This window comes from Pseudomonas sp. ZY71 (assembly GCF_036542145.1).
Lineage (GTDB): Bacteria > Pseudomonadota > Gammaproteobacteria > Pseudomonadales > Pseudomonadaceae > Aquipseudomonas > Aquipseudomonas koreensis_A.
Map to the genome: position 1 here is coordinate 5,995,117 of NZ_CP144274.1, position 17,384 is coordinate 6,012,500.

The window sequence follows — 17,384 nt, forward strand, 5'->3', positions numbered from 1 at the left end:
CGATTACTTCGGACGCTTGGTACCGTACTTCGAACGACCCTGGTTACGGCCTTTAACGCCGGAAGTATCCAAGGAGCCGCGAACGGTGTGGTAACGAACACCTGGCAAGTCTTTTACACGACCGCCGCGGATCAGTACCACGCTGTGCTCTTGCAGGTTGTGACCTTCACCACCGATGTACGAGGAAACCTCGAAACCGTTGGTCAGGCGCACACGGCATACTTTACGCAGTGCCGAGTTAGGTTTTTTCGGCGTGGTGGTGTACACACGGGTGCACACGCCACGACGTTGCGGGCAGTTCTGCAGCGCAGGTACGTCGGATTTCTCGACGATACGCTTACGCGGCTGACGTACCAGCTGGTTGATAGTTGCCATCTACTAGCTCCACTGTTGTCTTGCGACGCTATTGTCTTGCAAGAAAAGCAAAATGGCAGGAACGAATTCCCGCCAAATTTAGGGGATCAAGAGTCTAAAGAGGATCTTGTCCCCAGTCAAGGCAAGGCCCCGACCTCCCCGCCCCTCGAACCTCGACAAAATGTCTCGATTCGATGAACGGAGCGATCAGGGCCTTACGCTCATTTATCGCAGAACTCAGTTACCGCTCGAGTTCAGCGCTTCGGTCAGTGCAGCTTCCACTTCACTGGCGCTTACGCGCAACGGCTTGTCTGCTTCACGACGACGCTTGCGCTCGCTGTGATATGCCAGGCCGGTACCTGCCGGGATCAGACGACCCACGACCACGTTTTCTTTCAGGCCGCGCAGGTAATCGCGCTTGCCGGTGACTGCCGCTTCGGTCAGTACGCGGGTGGTTTCCTGGAAGGAAGCCGCCGAGATGAACGATTCGGTGGACAACGACGCCTTGGTGATACCCAGCAGAACGCGAGTGTACTTGGAGACGAACTTGTCTTCGCCGCCCAGACGCTCGTTTTCTACCAGTACGTGAGTCAGTTCCATCTGGTCGCCCTTGATGAAACTGGAATCGCCGGATTCAGCGATTTCAACTTTACGCAGCATCTGACGCAGGATGGTCTCGATGTGCTTGTCGTTGATCTTCACGCCTTGCAGACGGTAAACGTCCTGGATCTCGTTCACGATGTACTTGGCCAGCGCGCTCACACCCAGCAGACGCAGGATGTCGTGCGGATCGCTTGGACCGTCGGAGATAACTTCGCCGCGGTTTACCTGTTCGCCTTCGAACACGTTCAGGTGACGCCACTTCGGAATCAGCTCTTCGTACGGATCACTACCGTCGTTCGGGGTAATAACCAGACGGCGCTTGCCTTTGGTCTCTTTACCGAACGCGATGGTGCCGCTGACTTCAGCCAGAATCGACGCTTCTTTCGGACGACGGGCTTCGAACAAGTCGGCAACACGCGGCAGACCACCGGTGATGTCACGGGTCTTCGAAGTTTCTTGCGGGATACGCGCGATAACATCACCGATCGCGATCTTCGCACCATCCGCTACACCGACCAGGGCGTTGGCTGGCAGGAAGTACTGAGCGATAACGTCAGTGCCTGGCAGCAACAGATCCTTGCCGTTGTCGTCGACCATCTTCACTGCTGGACGGATTTCTTTGCCCGCAGCTGGACGATCTTTCGCGTCGAGTACTTCAATGTTGGTCATACCGGTCAATTCGTCAGTCTGACGCTTGATCGTGATGCCTTCTTCCATGCCCACGTAGGTCACGGTACCTTTCATTTCGGTAACGATCGGGTGAGTGTGCGGATCCCACTTGGCCACGATTGCGCCAGCGTCGACCTTGTCACCTTCTTTAACCGAAATCACAGCACCGTACGGCAGCTTGTAACGCTCGCGCTCACGACCGAAGTCGTCAGCGATGGCCAGCTCACCGGAACGGGACACAGCAACCAGGTGACCATCCACTCGCTCAACGTGTTTCAGGTTGTGCAGACGGACGGTACCGCCATTCTTCACCTGAACGCTGTCGGCTGCGGAAGTACGGCTTGCCGCACCACCGATGTGGAACGTACGCATCGTCAGCTGGGTACCCGGCTCACCGATGGACTGGGCAGCGATAACGCCGACCGCTTCACCGATGTTCACCTGGTGACCACGAGCCAGATCACGGCCGTAGCACTTGGCGCAAATGCCATAGCGGGTTTCGCAGCTGATCGGCGAACGCACGATCACTTCGTCGATGCTGTTCAGCTCGATGAATTCAACCCACTTCTCGTCTACCAGAGTACCGGCCGGAACGATAACGTCCTCGGTGCCTGGCTTGAATACGTCACGGGCAATAACACGACCCAATACGCGCTCACCCAACGGCTCTACAACGTCACCGCCTTCAATGTGCGGAGTCATCAGCAGACCGTGTTCGGTGCCGCAATCGATCTCGGTTACAACCAGATCCTGCGCCACGTCTACCAGACGACGAGTCAGGTAACCGGAGTTCGCAGTTTTCAACGCGGTATCCGCCAGACCTTTACGAGCACCGTGAGTCGAGATGAAGTACTGAAGTACGCTCAAACCTTCACGGAAGTTCGCAGTAATCGGCGTTTCGATGATGGAACCGTCCGGCTTGGCCATCAGACCACGCATACCGGCCAGCTGACGAATCTGTGCTGCGGAACCCCGCGCACCCGAGTCGGCCATCATGTACATCGAGTTGAAAGACTCTTGATCGACTTCAACGCCGTGACGGTCGATAACCTTCTCTTTCGAGAGGTTGGCCATCATTGCCTTGGAAACTTCGTCGTTCGCTTTCGACCAAAGGTCGATCACTTTGTTGTACTTCTCGCCCTGGGTTACCAGGCCGGAGGCGTACTGGCTCTCGATCTCTTTCACTTCGTCGGTGGCAGCACCGATGATGCGGGCTTTTTCATCCGGGATAACGAAGTCGTTAACACCGATGGAAACGCCGGAGATGGTCGAGTAAGCGAAACCGGTGTACATCAACTGGTCAGCGAAGATCACGGTCTCTTTCAAACCAACCACGCGGTAGCACTGGTTGATCAGCTTGGAGATCGCCTTTTTCTTCATAGGCAGGTTGACGACGTCGTACGACAGACCTTTTGGCACAACCTGGAACAGCAGCGCACGGCCGACAGTGGTGTCGACGATACGGGTACCGCTCACGCTGTTGCCGTCACGGTCGTTGACGGTTTCGTTGATACGAACCTTAACCTTGGCGTGCAGTGCGGCTTCGCCGGCACGGAACACACGGTCAACTTCCTGCAGATCCGCGAACACACGACCTTCGCCTTTGGCGTTGATCGCTTCACGAGTCATGTAGTACAGACCCAATACAACGTCCTGCGACGGAACGATGATTGGCTCACCGTTGGCTGGCGACAGAATGTTGTTGGTCGACATCATCAACGCACGCGCTTCCAACTGGGCTTCCAGTGTCAGCGGTACGTGCACGGCCATTTGGTCGCCGTCGAAGTCGGCGTTGTACGCGGCGCAGACCAGAGGGTGCAGCTGGATAGCCTTACCTTCGATCAGTACCGGTTCAAACGCCTGGATACCCAGACGGTGAAGGGTCGGTGCACGGTTGAGAAGAACCGGGTGTTCGCGAATCACTTCAGCGAGAACGTCCCAAACCTCTGGCAGTTCGCGCTCGACCATTTTCTTGGCCGCTTTGATGGTGGTCGCGAGACCACGCATTTCCAGCTTGCCGAAAATGAACGGTTTGAACAGCTCGAGAGCCATCTTCTTCGGCAGACCGCACTGATGCAGACGCAGAGTCGGGCCTACGGTAATTACCGAACGACCGGAGTAGTCAACACGCTTACCGAGCAAGTTCTGACGGAAACGACCCTGCTTACCCTTGATCATGTCAGCCAGGGATTTCAGAGGACGCTTGTTGGAACCTGTGATAGCGCGGCCACGACGACCGTTGTCGAGCAGAGCATCGACAGCTTCCTGCAACATACGCTTTTCGTTGCGCACGATGATGTCCGGAGCGGACAGATCCAGCAGGCGCTTCAAACGGTTGTTACGGTTGATCACTCGACGATACAGATCGTTGAGGTCGGAAGTCGCGAAACGACCGCCGTCCAGCGGGACCAGTGGACGCAGATCTGGCGGCAGAACCGGCAGAACGGTCAGCACCATCCACTCTGGCAGGTTGCCGGAACCCTGGAAGGCTTCCATCAACTTCAGACGCTTGGACAGCTTCTTGATCTTGGTTTCCGAGTTGGTTTGCGGAATTTCTTCACGCAGACGGCCAATCTCGTGTTCCAGGTCGATAGCGTGCAGCAGTTCACGTACAGCTTCAGCACCCATACGGGCGTCGAAGTCGTCACCGAACTCTTCCAGCGCTTCGAAGTACTGCTCGTCGTTCAGCAGCTGACCTTTTTCAAGGGTGGTCATGCCTGGATCGATAACGACATAGCTCTCGAAGTAGAGAACGCGTTCGATATCACGCAGGGTCATGTCCATCAGCAAGCCGATACGGGACGGCAGCGATTTCAGGAACCAGATGTGAGCAACCGGGGAAGCCAGTTCGATGTGCGCCATGCGCTCACGACGAACCTTGGCCAGTGCAACTTCAACGCCGCACTTCTCGCAGATCACACCACGGTGCTTCAAGCGCTTGTACTTACCGCACAGGCACTCGTAATCCTTTACCGGGCCAAAGATCTTGGCGCAGAACAGGCCGTCACGCTCAGGTTTGAACGTACGGTAGTTGATGGTTTCCGGCTTTTTAACTTCACCGAACGACCATGAGCGGATCATCTCAGGCGAGGCCAATCCGATACGGATGGCGTCGAACTCTTCGACTTGACCCTGGTTTTTCAGCAAATTCAGTAGGTCTTTCAAGGCCTTTCCTCCTGGCGGAGCAGAGAGCGGGCAATCCTGCCCCGCTCTCGATTCGCGTCACGTGTTATTCGGTTTCCAGATCGATATCGATGCCGAGGGAACGAATTTCCTTGATCAACACGTTGAAGGACTCGGGCATGCCCGGCTCCATACGGTGATCGCCATCCACGATGTTTTTGTACATCTTGGTACGGCCGTTCACATCGTCCGACTTCACTGTGAGCATTTCTTGCAGAGTGTAAGCAGCACCGTATGCTTCCAGTGCCCAGACCTCCATCTCCCCGAAACGCTGACCACCGAACTGCGCCTTACCACCCAGCGGCTGCTGGGTAACCAGGCTGTACGAACCGGTAGAACGCGCGTGCATCTTGTCGTCTACCAAGTGGTTCAGCTTCAGCATGTACATGTAGCCAACGGTAACTGGACGCTCGAACTTGTTGCCGGTACGGCCGTCAGTCAGCTGCATCTGGCCGCTTTCCGGCAGGTCTGCCAGTTTCAGCATGGCCTTGATTTCGCTTTCCTTGGCGCCGTCGAACACTGGAGTGGCCATTGGAACGCCGCCACGCAGGTTCTTCGCCAGATCCAGGATTTCCTGATCGGAGAAGCTGTCCAGATCTTCGTTACGACCGCCGATCTGGTTGTAGATCTCGTCCAGGAAGGTACGCAGTTCAGCGACTTTACGCTGCTCTTCGACCATCCGGTTGATCTTCTCGCCCAGACCTTTGGCCGCGAGGCCCAGGTGGGTTTCAAGGATCTGACCAACGTTCATACGCGAAGGTACGCCCAGTGGGTTGAGGACGACGTCGACCGGGGTGCCATTGGCATCGTGCGGCATGTCTTCAACCGGCATGATCACGGAGACCACACCTTTGTTACCGTGACGACCGGCCATCTTGTCGCCCGGCTGGATGCGACGACGGATTGCCAGGTAAACCTTGACGATTTTCAGCACGCCTGGAGCCAGGTCATCGCCCTGCTGCAGTTTGCGCTTCTTGTCTTCGAACTTGTCGTCCAGCAGACGGCGACGATCAACGATGTAGGCCTGAGCCTTCTCGAGCTGCTCGTTCAGAGCATCTTCAGCCATGCGCAGTTTGAACCACTGACCATGCTCAAGACCGTCGAGGACCTCGTCGGTGATGTCCTGACCTTTCTTCAGACCTGCGCCGCCTTCAGCCTTGTGGCCTACCAGAGCGGAACGCAGACGTTCGAAAGTCGCGCCTTCAACGATACGGAACTCTTCGTTCAGATCCTTGCGGATCTCGTCGAGCTGAGTCTTCTCGATCGACAGTGCACGAGCATCACGCTCAACGCCGTCGCGGGTGAAGACCTGTACGTCGATGACAGTACCTTTGGTACCGGTAGGTACACGCAGGGAGGTGTCTTTAACGTCGCTGGCTTTTTCACCGAAGATTGCACGCAGCAGTTTTTCTTCCGGAGTCAGTTGGGTCTCACCTTTCGGAGTGACCTTACCTACCAGAATGTCGCCTGCGCCAACTTCAGCACCTACGTAAACGATACCGGCTTCGTCCAGCTTGTTCAGTGCAGCTTCACCCACGTTAGGGATGTCCGCAGTGATTTCCTCAGGCCCAAGCTTGGTATCACGAGCCACACAGGTCAGTTCCTGAATGTGGATCGTGGTGAAACGGTCTTCCTGAACCACGCGCTCGGACAGGCAGATGGAGTCTTCGAAGTTGAAGCCGTTCCATGCCATGAACGCGATGCGCATGTTCTGACCCAGCGCCAGTTCACCCATGTCGGTGGACGGGCCGTCGGCCATGATGTCGCTACGCTGAACGCGATCACCCTTGCTCACCAGCGGACGCTGGTTGATGCAGGTGTTCTGGTTCGAGCGGGTGTATTTGGTCAGGTTGTAGATGTCGACACCAGCTTCGCCGGTTTCAACTTCGTCATCAGCAACACGAACCACGATACGGCTGGCGTCGACGGAATCGATCACGCCGCCACGACGAGCCACGACGCAAACGCCGGAGTCACGGGCTACGTTACGCTCCATGCCGGTACCTACCAGCGGCTTGTCAGCGCGCAGGGTTGGTACAGCTTGACGCTGCATGTTCGAACCCATCAACGCACGGTTGGCGTCGTCGTGCTCGAGGAACGGAATCAACGACGCTGCAACCGAAACTACCTGCTTCGGCGAAACGTCCATCAAGGTGACTTCTTCAGGCGCCTTGACGGTGAATTCGTTCAGGTGACGTACGGCTACCAGTTCGTCGATCAGGACTTTCTGGTCGTTCATGGTCGCCGAAGCCTGCGCGATCACGTGATCGGCTTCTTCAATAGCTGACAGGAACACGATCTCGTCGGTAACCACACCCTCTTTCACCACACGGTACGGGCTTTCCAGGAAGCCGTACTGGTTGGTGCGAGCGTAAGCAGCCAGGGAGTTGATCAGACCGATGTTCGGACCTTCCGGCGTTTCAATCGGGCATACACGACCGTAGTGAGTCGGGTGTACGTCACGGACTTCAAAGCCTGCGCGCTCACGAGTCAGACCGCCAGGGCCGAGTGCAGAGACACGACGCTTGTGGGTGATCTCGGACAGCGGGTTGTTCTGGTCCATGAACTGCGAGAGCTGGCTGGAACCGAAGAACTCTTTCACCGCCGCAGCCACTGGCTTGGCGTTGATCAGGTCTTGCGGCATCAGGCCTTCGCTTTCAGCCATCGACAGACGCTCTTTGACCGCACGCTCAACACGTACCAGGCCAACGCGGAACTGGTTCTCGGCCATTTCGCCTACGCAGCGAACACGACGGTTACCCAGGTGGTCGATGTCATCGACGATGCCTTTACCGTTACGGATGTCGACCAGAGTCTTCAATACCGCGACGATGTCTTCCTTGCACAGCACGCCCGAACCTTCGATCTCGGTACGACCGATACGACGGTTGAACTTCATCCGGCCGACCGCAGACAGGTCATAGCGCTCAGGGCTGAAGAACAGGTTGTTGAACAGGGTTTCGGCAGCGTCTTTGGTTGGCGGCTCGCCTGGACGCATCATGCGATAGATCTCGACCAGCGCTTCCAATTGGTTGCTGGTGGAGTCGATCTTCAGCGTGTCGGAGACGAACGGACCGCAGTCGATATCGTTGGTGTACAGAGTTTCGATGCGAACAACGCCGGACTTGGCAATTTTTGCCAGGACTTCGGTGTTCAGCTCGGTGTTGCACTCTGCCAGGATTTCGCCGGTAGCCGGGTGCACGATGACCTTGGCGGTAGTACGGCCCAGGACGTAGTCCAGAGGTACTTCCAGAGTCTTGATACCGGCTTTTTCGATCTGGTTGATGTGGCGCGCGGTAATACGGCGGCCCGCTTCAACAATGACCTTGCCTTTCTCGTCCTGAATGTCCAGAACCGCAATTTCACCACGCAGACGCGAAGCAATCAGTTCCAGGCTGAGGGTTTCGCCGCTCAGGTGGAAAACGTTGGTGGTGTAGAAAGCGTCCAGCACTTCTTCAGTGGTATAGCCGAGCGCGCGCAGCAGTACCGATGCCGGCAGCTTGCGACGACGGTCGATACGCACGAACACGCAGTCTTTCGGGTCGAACTCGAAGTCCAGCCACGAACCGCGGTAAGGAATGATGCGCGCGGAGTACAGCAGTTTGCCGGAGCTATGCGTCTTGCCGCGGTCGTGATCGAAGAACACGCCCGGGGAACGGTGCAGCTGGGAAACGATTACACGCTCGGTACCGTTGATTACGAAGGTACCGTTCTCAGTCATCAGGGGGATTTCACCCATGTAGACTTCTTGCTCTTTGATGTCCTTGATCGCTTTGTTCGACGATTCTTTGTCGAAAATGATCAGGCGCACTTTTACCCGCAAAGGTACGGCGAAAGTTACACCGCGCAATACGCATTCTTTGACATCAAATGCCGGTTCGCCCAGGCGATAACCGACGTACTCCAGCGCAGCATTGCCGGAGTAGCTGATGATCGGGAAAACGGATTTGAAGGCCGCATGCAGGCCCACGTCGCGGAACTGATCTTTAGTCGCTCCCGCTTGCAAGAATTCACGATACGAATCCAGCTGGATGGCCAGGAGGTAAGGCACATCCATGACGTCCGGCAACTTGCTAAAGTCCTTGCGGATACGTTTTTTCTCAGTATATGAGTAAGCCATCAGCGTTCCCCAGCTTGGTCACCTGCTTGTTTGGCCCCTCCCGACGGGAGCAGCCAGAAAATCGTGCAAACCCCATGGTTTGCTCCACCGCATCGGGTGGTTACAGCGCCTTTATCAGCACCGACCCAGTCGGCTGCCAATAACGGAAAAAGGCCGGTGGCAAGAGCCACCAGCCATCAGCCTGTCGCTTGACGCTCGGGCTGGAGGAGCAAAGTCGATACTTATTTCAGTTCGACTTTAGCGCCTGCTTCTTCCAGCTTCTTCTTGGCGTCTTCAGCCGCTTCTTTCGAAACGCCTTCAGCTACAACCTGAGGAGCGCCGTCTACTTTCTCTTTGGCTTCTTTCAGGCCCAGACCGGTCAGTTCACGAACTGCCTTGATCACGTTAACCTTCTTCTCGCCAGCTTCCAGCAGAACAACGTTGAACTCGGTTTGCTCTTCAACAACAGCGGCAGCAGCAGCTGGACCAGCCGAAGCAGCAGCAGCGGTAACACCGAAGGTTTCTTCCATCGCTTTGATCAGCTCAACGATTTCCACTACGGATTTCTGGCCGATTGCTTCGATGATTTGTTCGTTAGTCAGAGACATGACTCAATTCCTGAATTGGGGGACGGCCTACGCGACCATCGAAATAAACAAAAAACGCGAGAAGTTGACGAGCCTTAGGCTGCAGCAGCTTCTTTCTGGTCGCGAATTGCCGCCAGAGTACGAGCCAATTTGCTGGTAGCGCCTTGAATCACGCTCATCAGCTGAGAAATTGCTTCGTCACGGGTCGGCAGAGTTGCCAGTACGTCGATCTGATTAGCTGCGAGGAACTTGCCCTCGAACGCAGCTGCCTTGATCTCGAACTTGTCCTGACCCTTGGCAAACTCTTTGAAGATACGAGCAGCAGCGCCCGGATGTTCGTTCGAGAATGCAATCAGGGTCGGGCCGGTGAACACGTCGTTGAGGACACTGTATTGAGTGTCAGCAACAGCGCGCTTGAGCAGGGTATTACGTACAACGCGTACGTAAACGCCAGCTTCACGAGCCTCTTTACGGAGTCCGGTCATTGCGCCTACTGTTACGCCACGTGCATCAACCACGACAGCGGACAGAGCGACTTTGGCAGCCTCGTTGACTTCAGCGACGATGGCCTTCTTGTCTTCGAGATTAATTGCCACGGGTTTAACTCCTGCTTGTTACCGTTTCATTCGATCGGAACCGAATGTCGTTTTGGTGTCTGATTCGGTAAGGAACCGGGAGCACCATCTGCGTAGGCTGGTGGTTTAAGACTTGCGTCGCCTACGGTCTTGGATAGCCCCCGCCAGGCAGGGACCCCAATCTTTCAACTGGCGCGAATACTCGCGCCAATTTTTGTCTTACGCGTCCAGCGAGCTCTGGTCGATGACCAGACCTGGGCCCATAGTGGTGCTCAGGGTAACGCGCTTGACGTAGATACCTTTCGAAGAAGCTGGCTTGATACGCTTCAGATCAGCGATCAGGGCTTCAACGTTTTCCTTCAGCTTGACGGCGTCGAAGCCCATCTTGCCAACGGAGGTGTGAATGATGCCGTTTTTGTCGGTGCGATAACGAACCTGACCAGCTTTAGCGTTCTTGACCGCGGTAGCTACGTCTGGAGTTACGGTACCAACCTTAGGGTTAGGCATCAGACCACGTGGACCGAGGATCTGACCCAACTGACCTACAACGCGCATGGCATCCGGGGATGCGATCACTACGTCATAGTTCAGGTCGCCGCCTTTCATTTCGGCAGCCAGGTCGTCCATACCTACACGGTCAGCGCCGGCAGCCAGAGCGGCCTCAGCAGCTGGACCTTGGGTGAACACAGCAACGCGAACAGTCTTGCCAGTGCCGTGCGGCAGCACAGTAGCGCTACGAACAACCTGGTCAGATTTACGCGGGTCTACACCCAGGTTTACAGCAACGTCGAACGACTCGCTGAACTTGACAGTCGACAGCTCAGCCAGCAGTGCAGCGGCGTCTACAATATTGTAGGCCTTGCCTGCTTCGATTTTGCCGGCGATAGCCTTTTGACGCTTGGTCAGCTTAGCCATTACACACCCTCCACGTTAAGGCCCATGCTACGAGCAGAACCGGCGATAGTACGCACGGCTGCATCCATATCAGCTGCAGTCAGATCCGCGTTTTTGGTTTTCGCGATTTCTTCCAGCTGAGCACGGGTAACGGTGCCAACCTTAACGGTGTTCGGACGAGCGGAACCGCTGGTCAGACCGGCCGCTTTCTTCAGCAGAACCGAAGCAGGGGTGGATTTTGTTTCGAAAGTGAAGCTACGGTCGCTGTAGACAGTGATGATCACTGGAGTCGGCAGACCTGCTTCAAGACCCTGAGTACGGGCGTTGAAGGCCTTGCAGAATTCCATGATGTTCACGCCGTGCTGACCCAAAGCAGGACCAACAGGTGGGCTTGGGTTAGCCTGAGCGGCCTTCACTTGCAGCTTGATGTAAGCGGTAATTTTCTTGGCCATGAGGCACTCCAATTACGGGTTCGAACGCCTCGAAAGGCTCCCCGGTTACTTGCGCGTTTATCCCAGTGACGACAAAACCCCACAGCCTAGGGCTGCGGGGTTGGGATGCTTGCCCAGCTAGACCTTTTCGACCTGACTGAACTCCAACTCTACCGGAGTAGAGCGACCGAAAATGAGCACTGCCACTTGGATCCGGCTCTTTTCGTAGTTAACTTCTTCAACAACGCCATTGAAATCAGCGAATGGACCATCATTGACTCGCACCGTTTCACCTGGCTCGAAGAGAGTCTTCGGCTTCGGCTTGTCGCTACCATCAGCAACACGACGCAGAATTGCTTCTGCCTCTTTATCGGTGATTGGCGCAGGCTTATCGGCAGTACCGCCAATGAAACCCATCACCCGAGGAGTATCCTTGACCAAGTGCCAAGTACCCTCGTTCATATCCATCTGAACCAGCACATAGCCTGGAAAGAACTTGCGCTCGCTTTTGCGTTTCTGGCCATTACGCATTTCAACCACTTCTTCAGTGGGAACCAGAATCTCGCCGAAGCCATCTTCCATGCCAGCCAGCTTTACGCGCTCGACCAGCGAGCGCATCACATGCTTCTCGTAACCCGAGTAAGCATGCACAACATACCAACGCTTAGCCACGGGACACCCTTAGCCGACAATCAAGGAAACAAGCCAACCGAGCAGGGAATCAAGACCCCACAACAGCAACGCCATAACCAGAACAACAGCCACCACAATCAGGGTGGTCTGCGTGGTTTCTTGGCGAGTTGGCCACACGACTTTACGAATCTCGGTGCGAGCTTCCTTAACCAGTACAAAGAAAGACTTGCCCTTGGCTGTCTGCAGGCCTACAAAGGCAGCTACAGCAGCAATAACAAGCAAAGCGAGTACACGGTACAGGATCGGCGAAGCAGAGTAATACTGATTGCCAACAACGCCAACAACCACCAAAGCGACAACTACAAGCCACTTGAGCAGATCGAAGCGAGAGCCTTGAGCTTCAGCTTTAGGAGTCATCTATGAAGATCCTGTGAAAAGAAAGCCAGACACACTGAGTGAATCTGGCAGGTCAGGAGGGAATCGAACCCCCAACCTACGGTTTTGGAGACCGTCGCTCTGCCAATTGAGCTACTGACCTAAAACAAAATCAGGCCGACCATTATGCCGGCCCGAAAAATACATTACAACCACTTACTCGATGATTTTGGCTACGACGCCAGCGCCGACGGTACGACCGCCTTCACGGATAGCGAAACGCAGACCGTCTTCCATCGCGATGGTTTTGATCAGGGTAACAGTCATCTGAATGTTGTCACCTGGCATTACCATTTCAACGCCTTCTGGCAGCTCGCAGTTACCAGTCACGTCAGTAGTACGGAAGTAGAACTGTGGACGGTAGCCCTTGAAGAACGGAGTGTGACGGCCGCCCTCTTCCTTGCTCAGAACGTAAACTTCTGCAGTGAACTTGGTGTGCGGCTTAACCGAACCCGGCTTAACCAGAACCTGACCACGCTCAACGTCGTCACGCTTGGTACCACGCAACAGAACACCGCAGTTCTCGCCAGCACGACCTTCGTCGAGCAGTTTGCGGAACATTTCAACACCGGTGCAGGTGGAAACGGTAGTGTCACGCAGACCAACGATTTCCAGCGGATCCTGAACGCGAACGATACCGCGCTCGATACGACCAGTCACAACAGTACCGCGACCCGAGATCGAGAACACGTCTTCGATTGGCATCAGGAACGGCTTGTCGATCATACGAACTGGCTCTGGGATGTAGCTATCCAGAGTTTCAACCAGTTTCTTGACGGCAGTGGTGCCCATCTCGTTGTCGTCTTTGCCTTCCAGCGCCATACGAGCCGAACCGATGATGATTGGAGTGTCATCGCCCGGAAAGTCGTAGGTGGACAGCAGGTCGCGAACTTCCATCTCAACCAGTTCCAGCAGCTCAGCGTCGTCTACCAGGTCAGCCTTGTTCAGGAAAACCACGATATACGGAACGCCCACCTGACGGGACAGCAGGATGTGCTCACGGGTTTGCGGCATCGGACCATCAGCGGCCGAGCAAACCAGGATAGCGCCGTCCATTTGAGCAGCACCGGTGATCATGTTCTTCACATAGTCAGCGTGACCCGGGCAGTCAACGTGAGCGTAGTGACGGATCAGCGAGTTGTACTCAACGTGCGCGGTGTTGATGGTGATACCGCGAGCTTTTTCTTCTGGAGCGCTGTCGATCTTGTCGAATTCAACTACGGCCGAACCGAAAACTTCGGAGCAGACGCGAGTCAGAGCAGCGGTCAGAGTGGTTTTACCGTGGTCAACGTGACCAATGGTCCCAACGTTGACGTGGGGCAGGGAACGATCAAATTTTTCCTTAGCCATCGATATCACCCTCAACAGAAGAAATTAGACAAACAATATCAACCATTAAAACAAAGGCAGATATTTTCATATCTGCCTTGTTATATGGAGCTCTTGAGCGGATTTGAACCGCTGACCTCACCCTTACCAAGGGTGTGCTCTACCAACTGAGCTACAAGAGCGAAACGCGTTGCACAACCTGCAAACTTGGAGCGGGTAGCGGGAATCGAACCCGCATCATCAGCTTGGAAGGCTGAGGTTCTACCACTAAACTATACCCGCGGAGCCTGCAGCTCACGCTTAAATCTGGTGGAGGGAGAAGGATTCGAACCTTCGAAGTCGTAGACGTCAGATTTACAGTCTGATCCCTTTGGCCGCTCGGGAACCCCTCCTAATCAGGCCGGCATTCTATACCATGCCAAACCTCTGTCAAGCATTTTCTCATTTAAAAACCTGAGGTTAGCTGCGTTGACATCACTTCACTTTGAATACCCGTTTAGGTCTTCGCTGTGGAGCGGGCGCCATTCTATGCAAACTATTCAGCAGGTGCAACCCCCTCACACAGCATTATTTTATGTTTTAACTCATTGAATTCGTTGGAAAGGTTTTGTAGCTGAGCGTCACCCAACAAACGCTGGCTCTGAGGCGCGACAGACAACCAATAACCAGCCCCAAAAGCATCCCTCGAAGAAGATTGCACACTGACCCCCATTTCGACCAAGCGCTGCTGAAGGGGTGAAAGCGACTCCTGACTGGAAAAGCCACCGAGAAACAGACACTCCTGCCGTCGCCGCTCTCGCCCCTCCCGAACATCACCCGTCGTTTCGCTGAGCAAGCGTATGTCTTGCTGGGAACCCCGATACAAACTGAGGGGCGTTACATCTTTCGCCCGCAAGGGTGCCTCTTGCTGATGCCAGACATAATAGAAAACGTTGAGAACAAGAAGCAGGAGGAACAACCAACGCATACAAACCTCAGGAAAAAGGACACGCCATGGCCAACCCTACAAATACCAGGTCGGGAACGACTCGGGCCTCAGGCGCGACATCCGCGACCAATTCAGCATCACCGCCAGTTATAAAGACTGTGAAGCCTTCCCCCCAGTAAGAGCGCGCCAGCTCCAACTGCGTCAAGACGAAACCTCGCAGCATCAATGCACACCCGCGCTCCACCGCCTCAACGGTGGTGCGCCCAGGCGCAATACTGGACAGTGCACGCTCAGCCGCCTGATCCCCATAGCGAATCTTGCGGGTATGAGTACGCAGCTGATCTCGCATCAATGGAATTCCAGGGCAAATAAAGCCGCCAAGATGGTCACCATCAGAAGCAATAAAATCAGCAGTTACCGCCGTACCGAAATCGAGTACAAGGCAAGCGCCGCCCGATGCCAGATGAAACCCGCCAAGCATGGCCAACCATCGATCAAGCCCTAGACGCTCGTAGTCTTCATAACCATTTTTGACACCAGACATTTCACGAGCAGACTTCGCACACACCGCAGAAACACCGAACTCCCGCTCGAGAGCATCGATCAATACATCCGTCTCTTCCGCAGTCCTGACGCTGACCAGGCGACACTTGCGCAGTAAAAGCCCTTCAAGGGACCTTAAACTGTCAAGCAACGCGATGTCAGAGCCGACAACTCCTTCAGAAAAAATAGCGACGGGCGCAGCCTTCAGCACACGCCACTTAATAAAGCTGTTTCCACAGTCGAGCTCAAGAATCATCACGCAACCTCAGGCTGAGCTCACCACCACTAAAGACTTTTTCCACACCACTCACCTTCAGACGCAGCGCACCCTGACTATCTATTCCGAGCACCACACCATCTACATGGTTGGAACCGGCGATCAATGACACCGAGCGATCTTGCCATAGATGGTTCGCCTCCCATTCCGACTGAAGAGCCGAAAAACCATCGACTTGATGGCGCTGAATGCAAGCACTTAATTGCTTACTCAACTCAACCACCAAGGCGTTGCGATCACTGCTTCTGCCTGACTCAAGCCGAATTGAAGTCCATTGCTGATCCACCTCATCAGCCACCTGCATATTCACGTTGACGCCAATACCCAGGACCACGTGGCAAACGTCTGCCGGATCGCCGACGAGCTCAAGAAGAATGCCCGCGATTTTCTTGTTACCCACCAAGACATCGTTAGGCCACTTCAATCCTGCACCTGGCACCCCAAAGTTTCTCAGAGCCTGCAAGACAGCCAATCCCACAACAAGACTCAAGCCCTCAAGCTGGCGCATTCCGCCATCGATGCGCAGGACAAGACTGTAATAGAGATTTTCAGCAAACGGGCTCACCCACTTGCGACCTCTTCTTCCGCGCCCAGAGACTTGTCGCTCCGCGAGCACCAAAAAGGGCGCCTGCCCCCCTTGGCCGATTGCACGCAAAGCCTCAGCGTTTGTCGAGTCGACCGAATCCAGGACGGTCACCGGCCAAGATGGCGCAATTGCGGATATCGTCAGAGCGTCGAGAAGCATCAATGGCGCAGCCAATTGATAGCCCCGCCCCCGCACTTTATGGATAGACAGACCAAGCTCAGCTTCAAGATGCTGAAGTTGCTTCCATACCGCACTTCGACTTATCCCCAGGGCGGCCCCCAGATCCTGACCAGAATGGAATCGACCATCTTTCAGAAGGTTCAACAACGTCAACATGCAGGTCTCGCCTCACAATGAGGCCCGAATAATAGCCATGCACCGGGCCGTTGCATAGAAATCAAGCAGATGCTTTTCTTGCGGGCAAAACAAAACCCCAACTGCTTTCGCAATTGGGGTTTCGGAATTTAATCTTGACGATGACCTACTCTCACATGGGGAAACCCCACACTACCATCGGCGATGCATCGTTTCACTGCTGAGTTCGGGATGGGATCAGGTGGTTCCAACGCTCTATGGTCGTCAAGAAATTCGGGTACTGAGTCGTGACCAGATGGCCTCGCTTCAGCAAATCGGGTATGTGACAGCTTTCGGTGTTTGTGAACATCGAACTTTCGGTTCGTTTCGTCTTCACACACCGCAACTTGGCCTTTCGACGCAAATTGCTTGGGTGTTATATGGTCAAGCCTCACGGGCAATTAGTATTGGTTAGCTCAACGCCTCACAGCGCTTACACACCCAACCTATCAACGTCGTAGTCTTCGACGGCCCTTCAGGGAACTCAAGGTTCCAGTGAGATCTCATCTTGAGGCAAGTTTCCCGCTTAGATGCTTTCAGCGGTTATCTTTCCCGAACATAGCTACCCGGCAATGCCACTGGCGTGACAACCGGAACACCAGAGGTTCGTCCACTCCGGTCCTCTCGTACTAGGAGCAGCCCCTCTCAAATCTCAAACGTCCACGGCAGATAGGGACCGAACTGTCTCACGACGTTCTAAACCCAGCTCGCGTACCACTTTAAATGGCGAACAGCCATACCCTTGGGACCGGCTTCAGCCCCAGGATGTGATGAGCCGACATCGAGGTGCCAAACACCGCCGTCGATATGAACTCTTGGGCGGTATCAGCCTGTTATCCCCGGAGTACCTTTTATCCGTTGAGCGATGGCCCTTCCATACAGAACCACCGGATCACTAAGACCT

Annotated in this window: 13 protein-coding genes, 4 tRNA genes and 2 rRNA genes (1 of these 19 running past the window's edge); all 19 read right to left on the reverse strand. The window is 55.0% G+C overall.

Annotation, left to right across the window (positions count from 1 at the left end):
- Nucleotides 1-3 precede the first annotated feature (3 nt).
- Nucleotides 4-375 (reverse strand): 30S ribosomal protein S12, encoded by a 372-nt coding sequence (rpsL, locus tag VY732_RS26675; RefSeq protein ID WP_003186084.1) that lies wholly within the window; start codon nt 373-375, stop codon nt 4-6.
- Nucleotides 376-591: 216 nt separating this feature from the next.
- The gene (gene rpoC / locus VY732_RS26680) at nt 592-4,791 is read right to left on the reverse strand and encodes a DNA-directed RNA polymerase subunit beta' (RefSeq protein WP_016984189.1); all 4,200 of its coding nucleotides are present in this window, start codon (nt 4,789-4,791) and stop codon (nt 592-594) included.
- Between the two features lie 64 nt (nt 4,792-4,855).
- Entirely contained in the window at nt 4,856-8,929 is a 4,074-nt protein-coding gene (gene rpoB / locus VY732_RS26685) for a DNA-directed RNA polymerase subunit beta (RefSeq protein WP_077574738.1), read from the reverse strand.
- Between the two features lie 221 nt (nt 8,930-9,150).
- Nucleotides 9,151-9,516: a 50S ribosomal protein L7/L12 gene (gene rplL, locus VY732_RS26690; protein WP_003228750.1), complete on the reverse strand. Its 366-nt coding sequence runs from the start codon at nt 9,514-9,516 to the stop codon at nt 9,151-9,153.
- Between the two features lie 74 nt (nt 9,517-9,590).
- The gene (rplJ, locus tag VY732_RS26695; protein WP_008081912.1) at nt 9,591-10,091 is read right to left on the reverse strand and encodes a 50S ribosomal protein L10; all 501 of its coding nucleotides are present in this window, start codon (nt 10,089-10,091) and stop codon (nt 9,591-9,593) included.
- Between the two features lie 198 nt (nt 10,092-10,289).
- Complete coding sequence (rplA, locus tag VY732_RS26700; RefSeq protein WP_007916481.1) at nt 10,290-10,985, reverse strand: 50S ribosomal protein L1; 696 nt, start codon at nt 10,983-10,985, stop codon at nt 10,290-10,292.
- Nucleotides 10,985-11,416 carry a 50S ribosomal protein L11 gene (rplK, locus tag VY732_RS26705; RefSeq protein WP_003228756.1) on the reverse strand — a complete coding sequence of 144 codons (432 nt, stop codon included), beginning with the start codon at nt 11,414-11,416 and terminating at the stop codon, nt 10,985-10,987. The genes rplA and rplK overlap by 1 nt, the downstream gene beginning before the upstream one ends.
- A gap of 117 nt (nt 11,417-11,533) precedes the next feature.
- Entirely contained in the window at nt 11,534-12,067 is a 534-nt protein-coding gene (gene nusG, locus VY732_RS26710; protein WP_007916492.1) for a transcription termination/antitermination protein NusG, read from the reverse strand.
- 9 nt (nt 12,068-12,076) lie between these two features.
- On the reverse strand, nt 12,077-12,445 hold the full coding sequence (gene secE, locus VY732_RS26715; RefSeq protein ID WP_007916493.1) for a preprotein translocase subunit SecE: 369 nt from the start codon (nt 12,443-12,445) through the stop codon (nt 12,077-12,079).
- A gap of 45 nt (nt 12,446-12,490) precedes the next feature.
- Nucleotides 12,491-12,566, reverse strand: a tRNA-Trp gene (locus tag VY732_RS26720).
- A 53-nt stretch (nt 12,567-12,619) separates the two neighbouring features.
- Nucleotides 12,620-13,813 carry an elongation factor Tu gene (gene tuf, locus VY732_RS26725; RefSeq protein ID WP_038362141.1) on the reverse strand — a complete coding sequence of 398 codons (1,194 nt, stop codon included), beginning with the start codon at nt 13,811-13,813 and terminating at the stop codon, nt 12,620-12,622.
- An 85-nt stretch (nt 13,814-13,898) separates the two neighbouring features.
- A tRNA-Thr gene (locus tag VY732_RS26730) sits at nt 13,899-13,974 on the reverse strand.
- A 26-nt stretch (nt 13,975-14,000) separates the two neighbouring features.
- A tRNA-Gly gene (locus tag VY732_RS26735) sits at nt 14,001-14,074 on the reverse strand.
- Between the two features lie 25 nt (nt 14,075-14,099).
- Nucleotides 14,100-14,184 (reverse strand) — tRNA-Tyr (locus tag VY732_RS26740).
- 143 nt (nt 14,185-14,327) lie between these two features.
- Complete coding sequence (locus VY732_RS26745) at nt 14,328-14,759, reverse strand: hypothetical protein (RefSeq protein WP_331692668.1); 432 nt, start codon at nt 14,757-14,759, stop codon at nt 14,328-14,330.
- 7 nt (nt 14,760-14,766) lie between these two features.
- Nucleotides 14,767-15,519, reverse strand: coding sequence for a pantothenate kinase (locus VY732_RS26750; RefSeq protein WP_331692670.1), 753 nt, complete (start codon nt 15,517-15,519; stop codon nt 14,767-14,769).
- A complete protein-coding gene (birA, locus tag VY732_RS26755; RefSeq protein WP_331692671.1) occupies nt 15,509-16,462 on the reverse strand; it encodes a bifunctional biotin--[acetyl-CoA-carboxylase] ligase/biotin operon repressor BirA in 954 nt (317 codons plus the stop codon). The genes VY732_RS26750 and birA overlap by 11 nt, the downstream gene beginning before the upstream one ends.
- Before the next feature lie 132 nt (nt 16,463-16,594).
- A 5S ribosomal RNA gene (rrf, locus tag VY732_RS26760) occupies nt 16,595-16,710 on the reverse strand.
- Between the two features lie 150 nt (nt 16,711-16,860).
- Nucleotides 16,861-17,384 (reverse strand): 23S ribosomal RNA (locus VY732_RS26765); it runs 2,370 nt beyond the window's last position.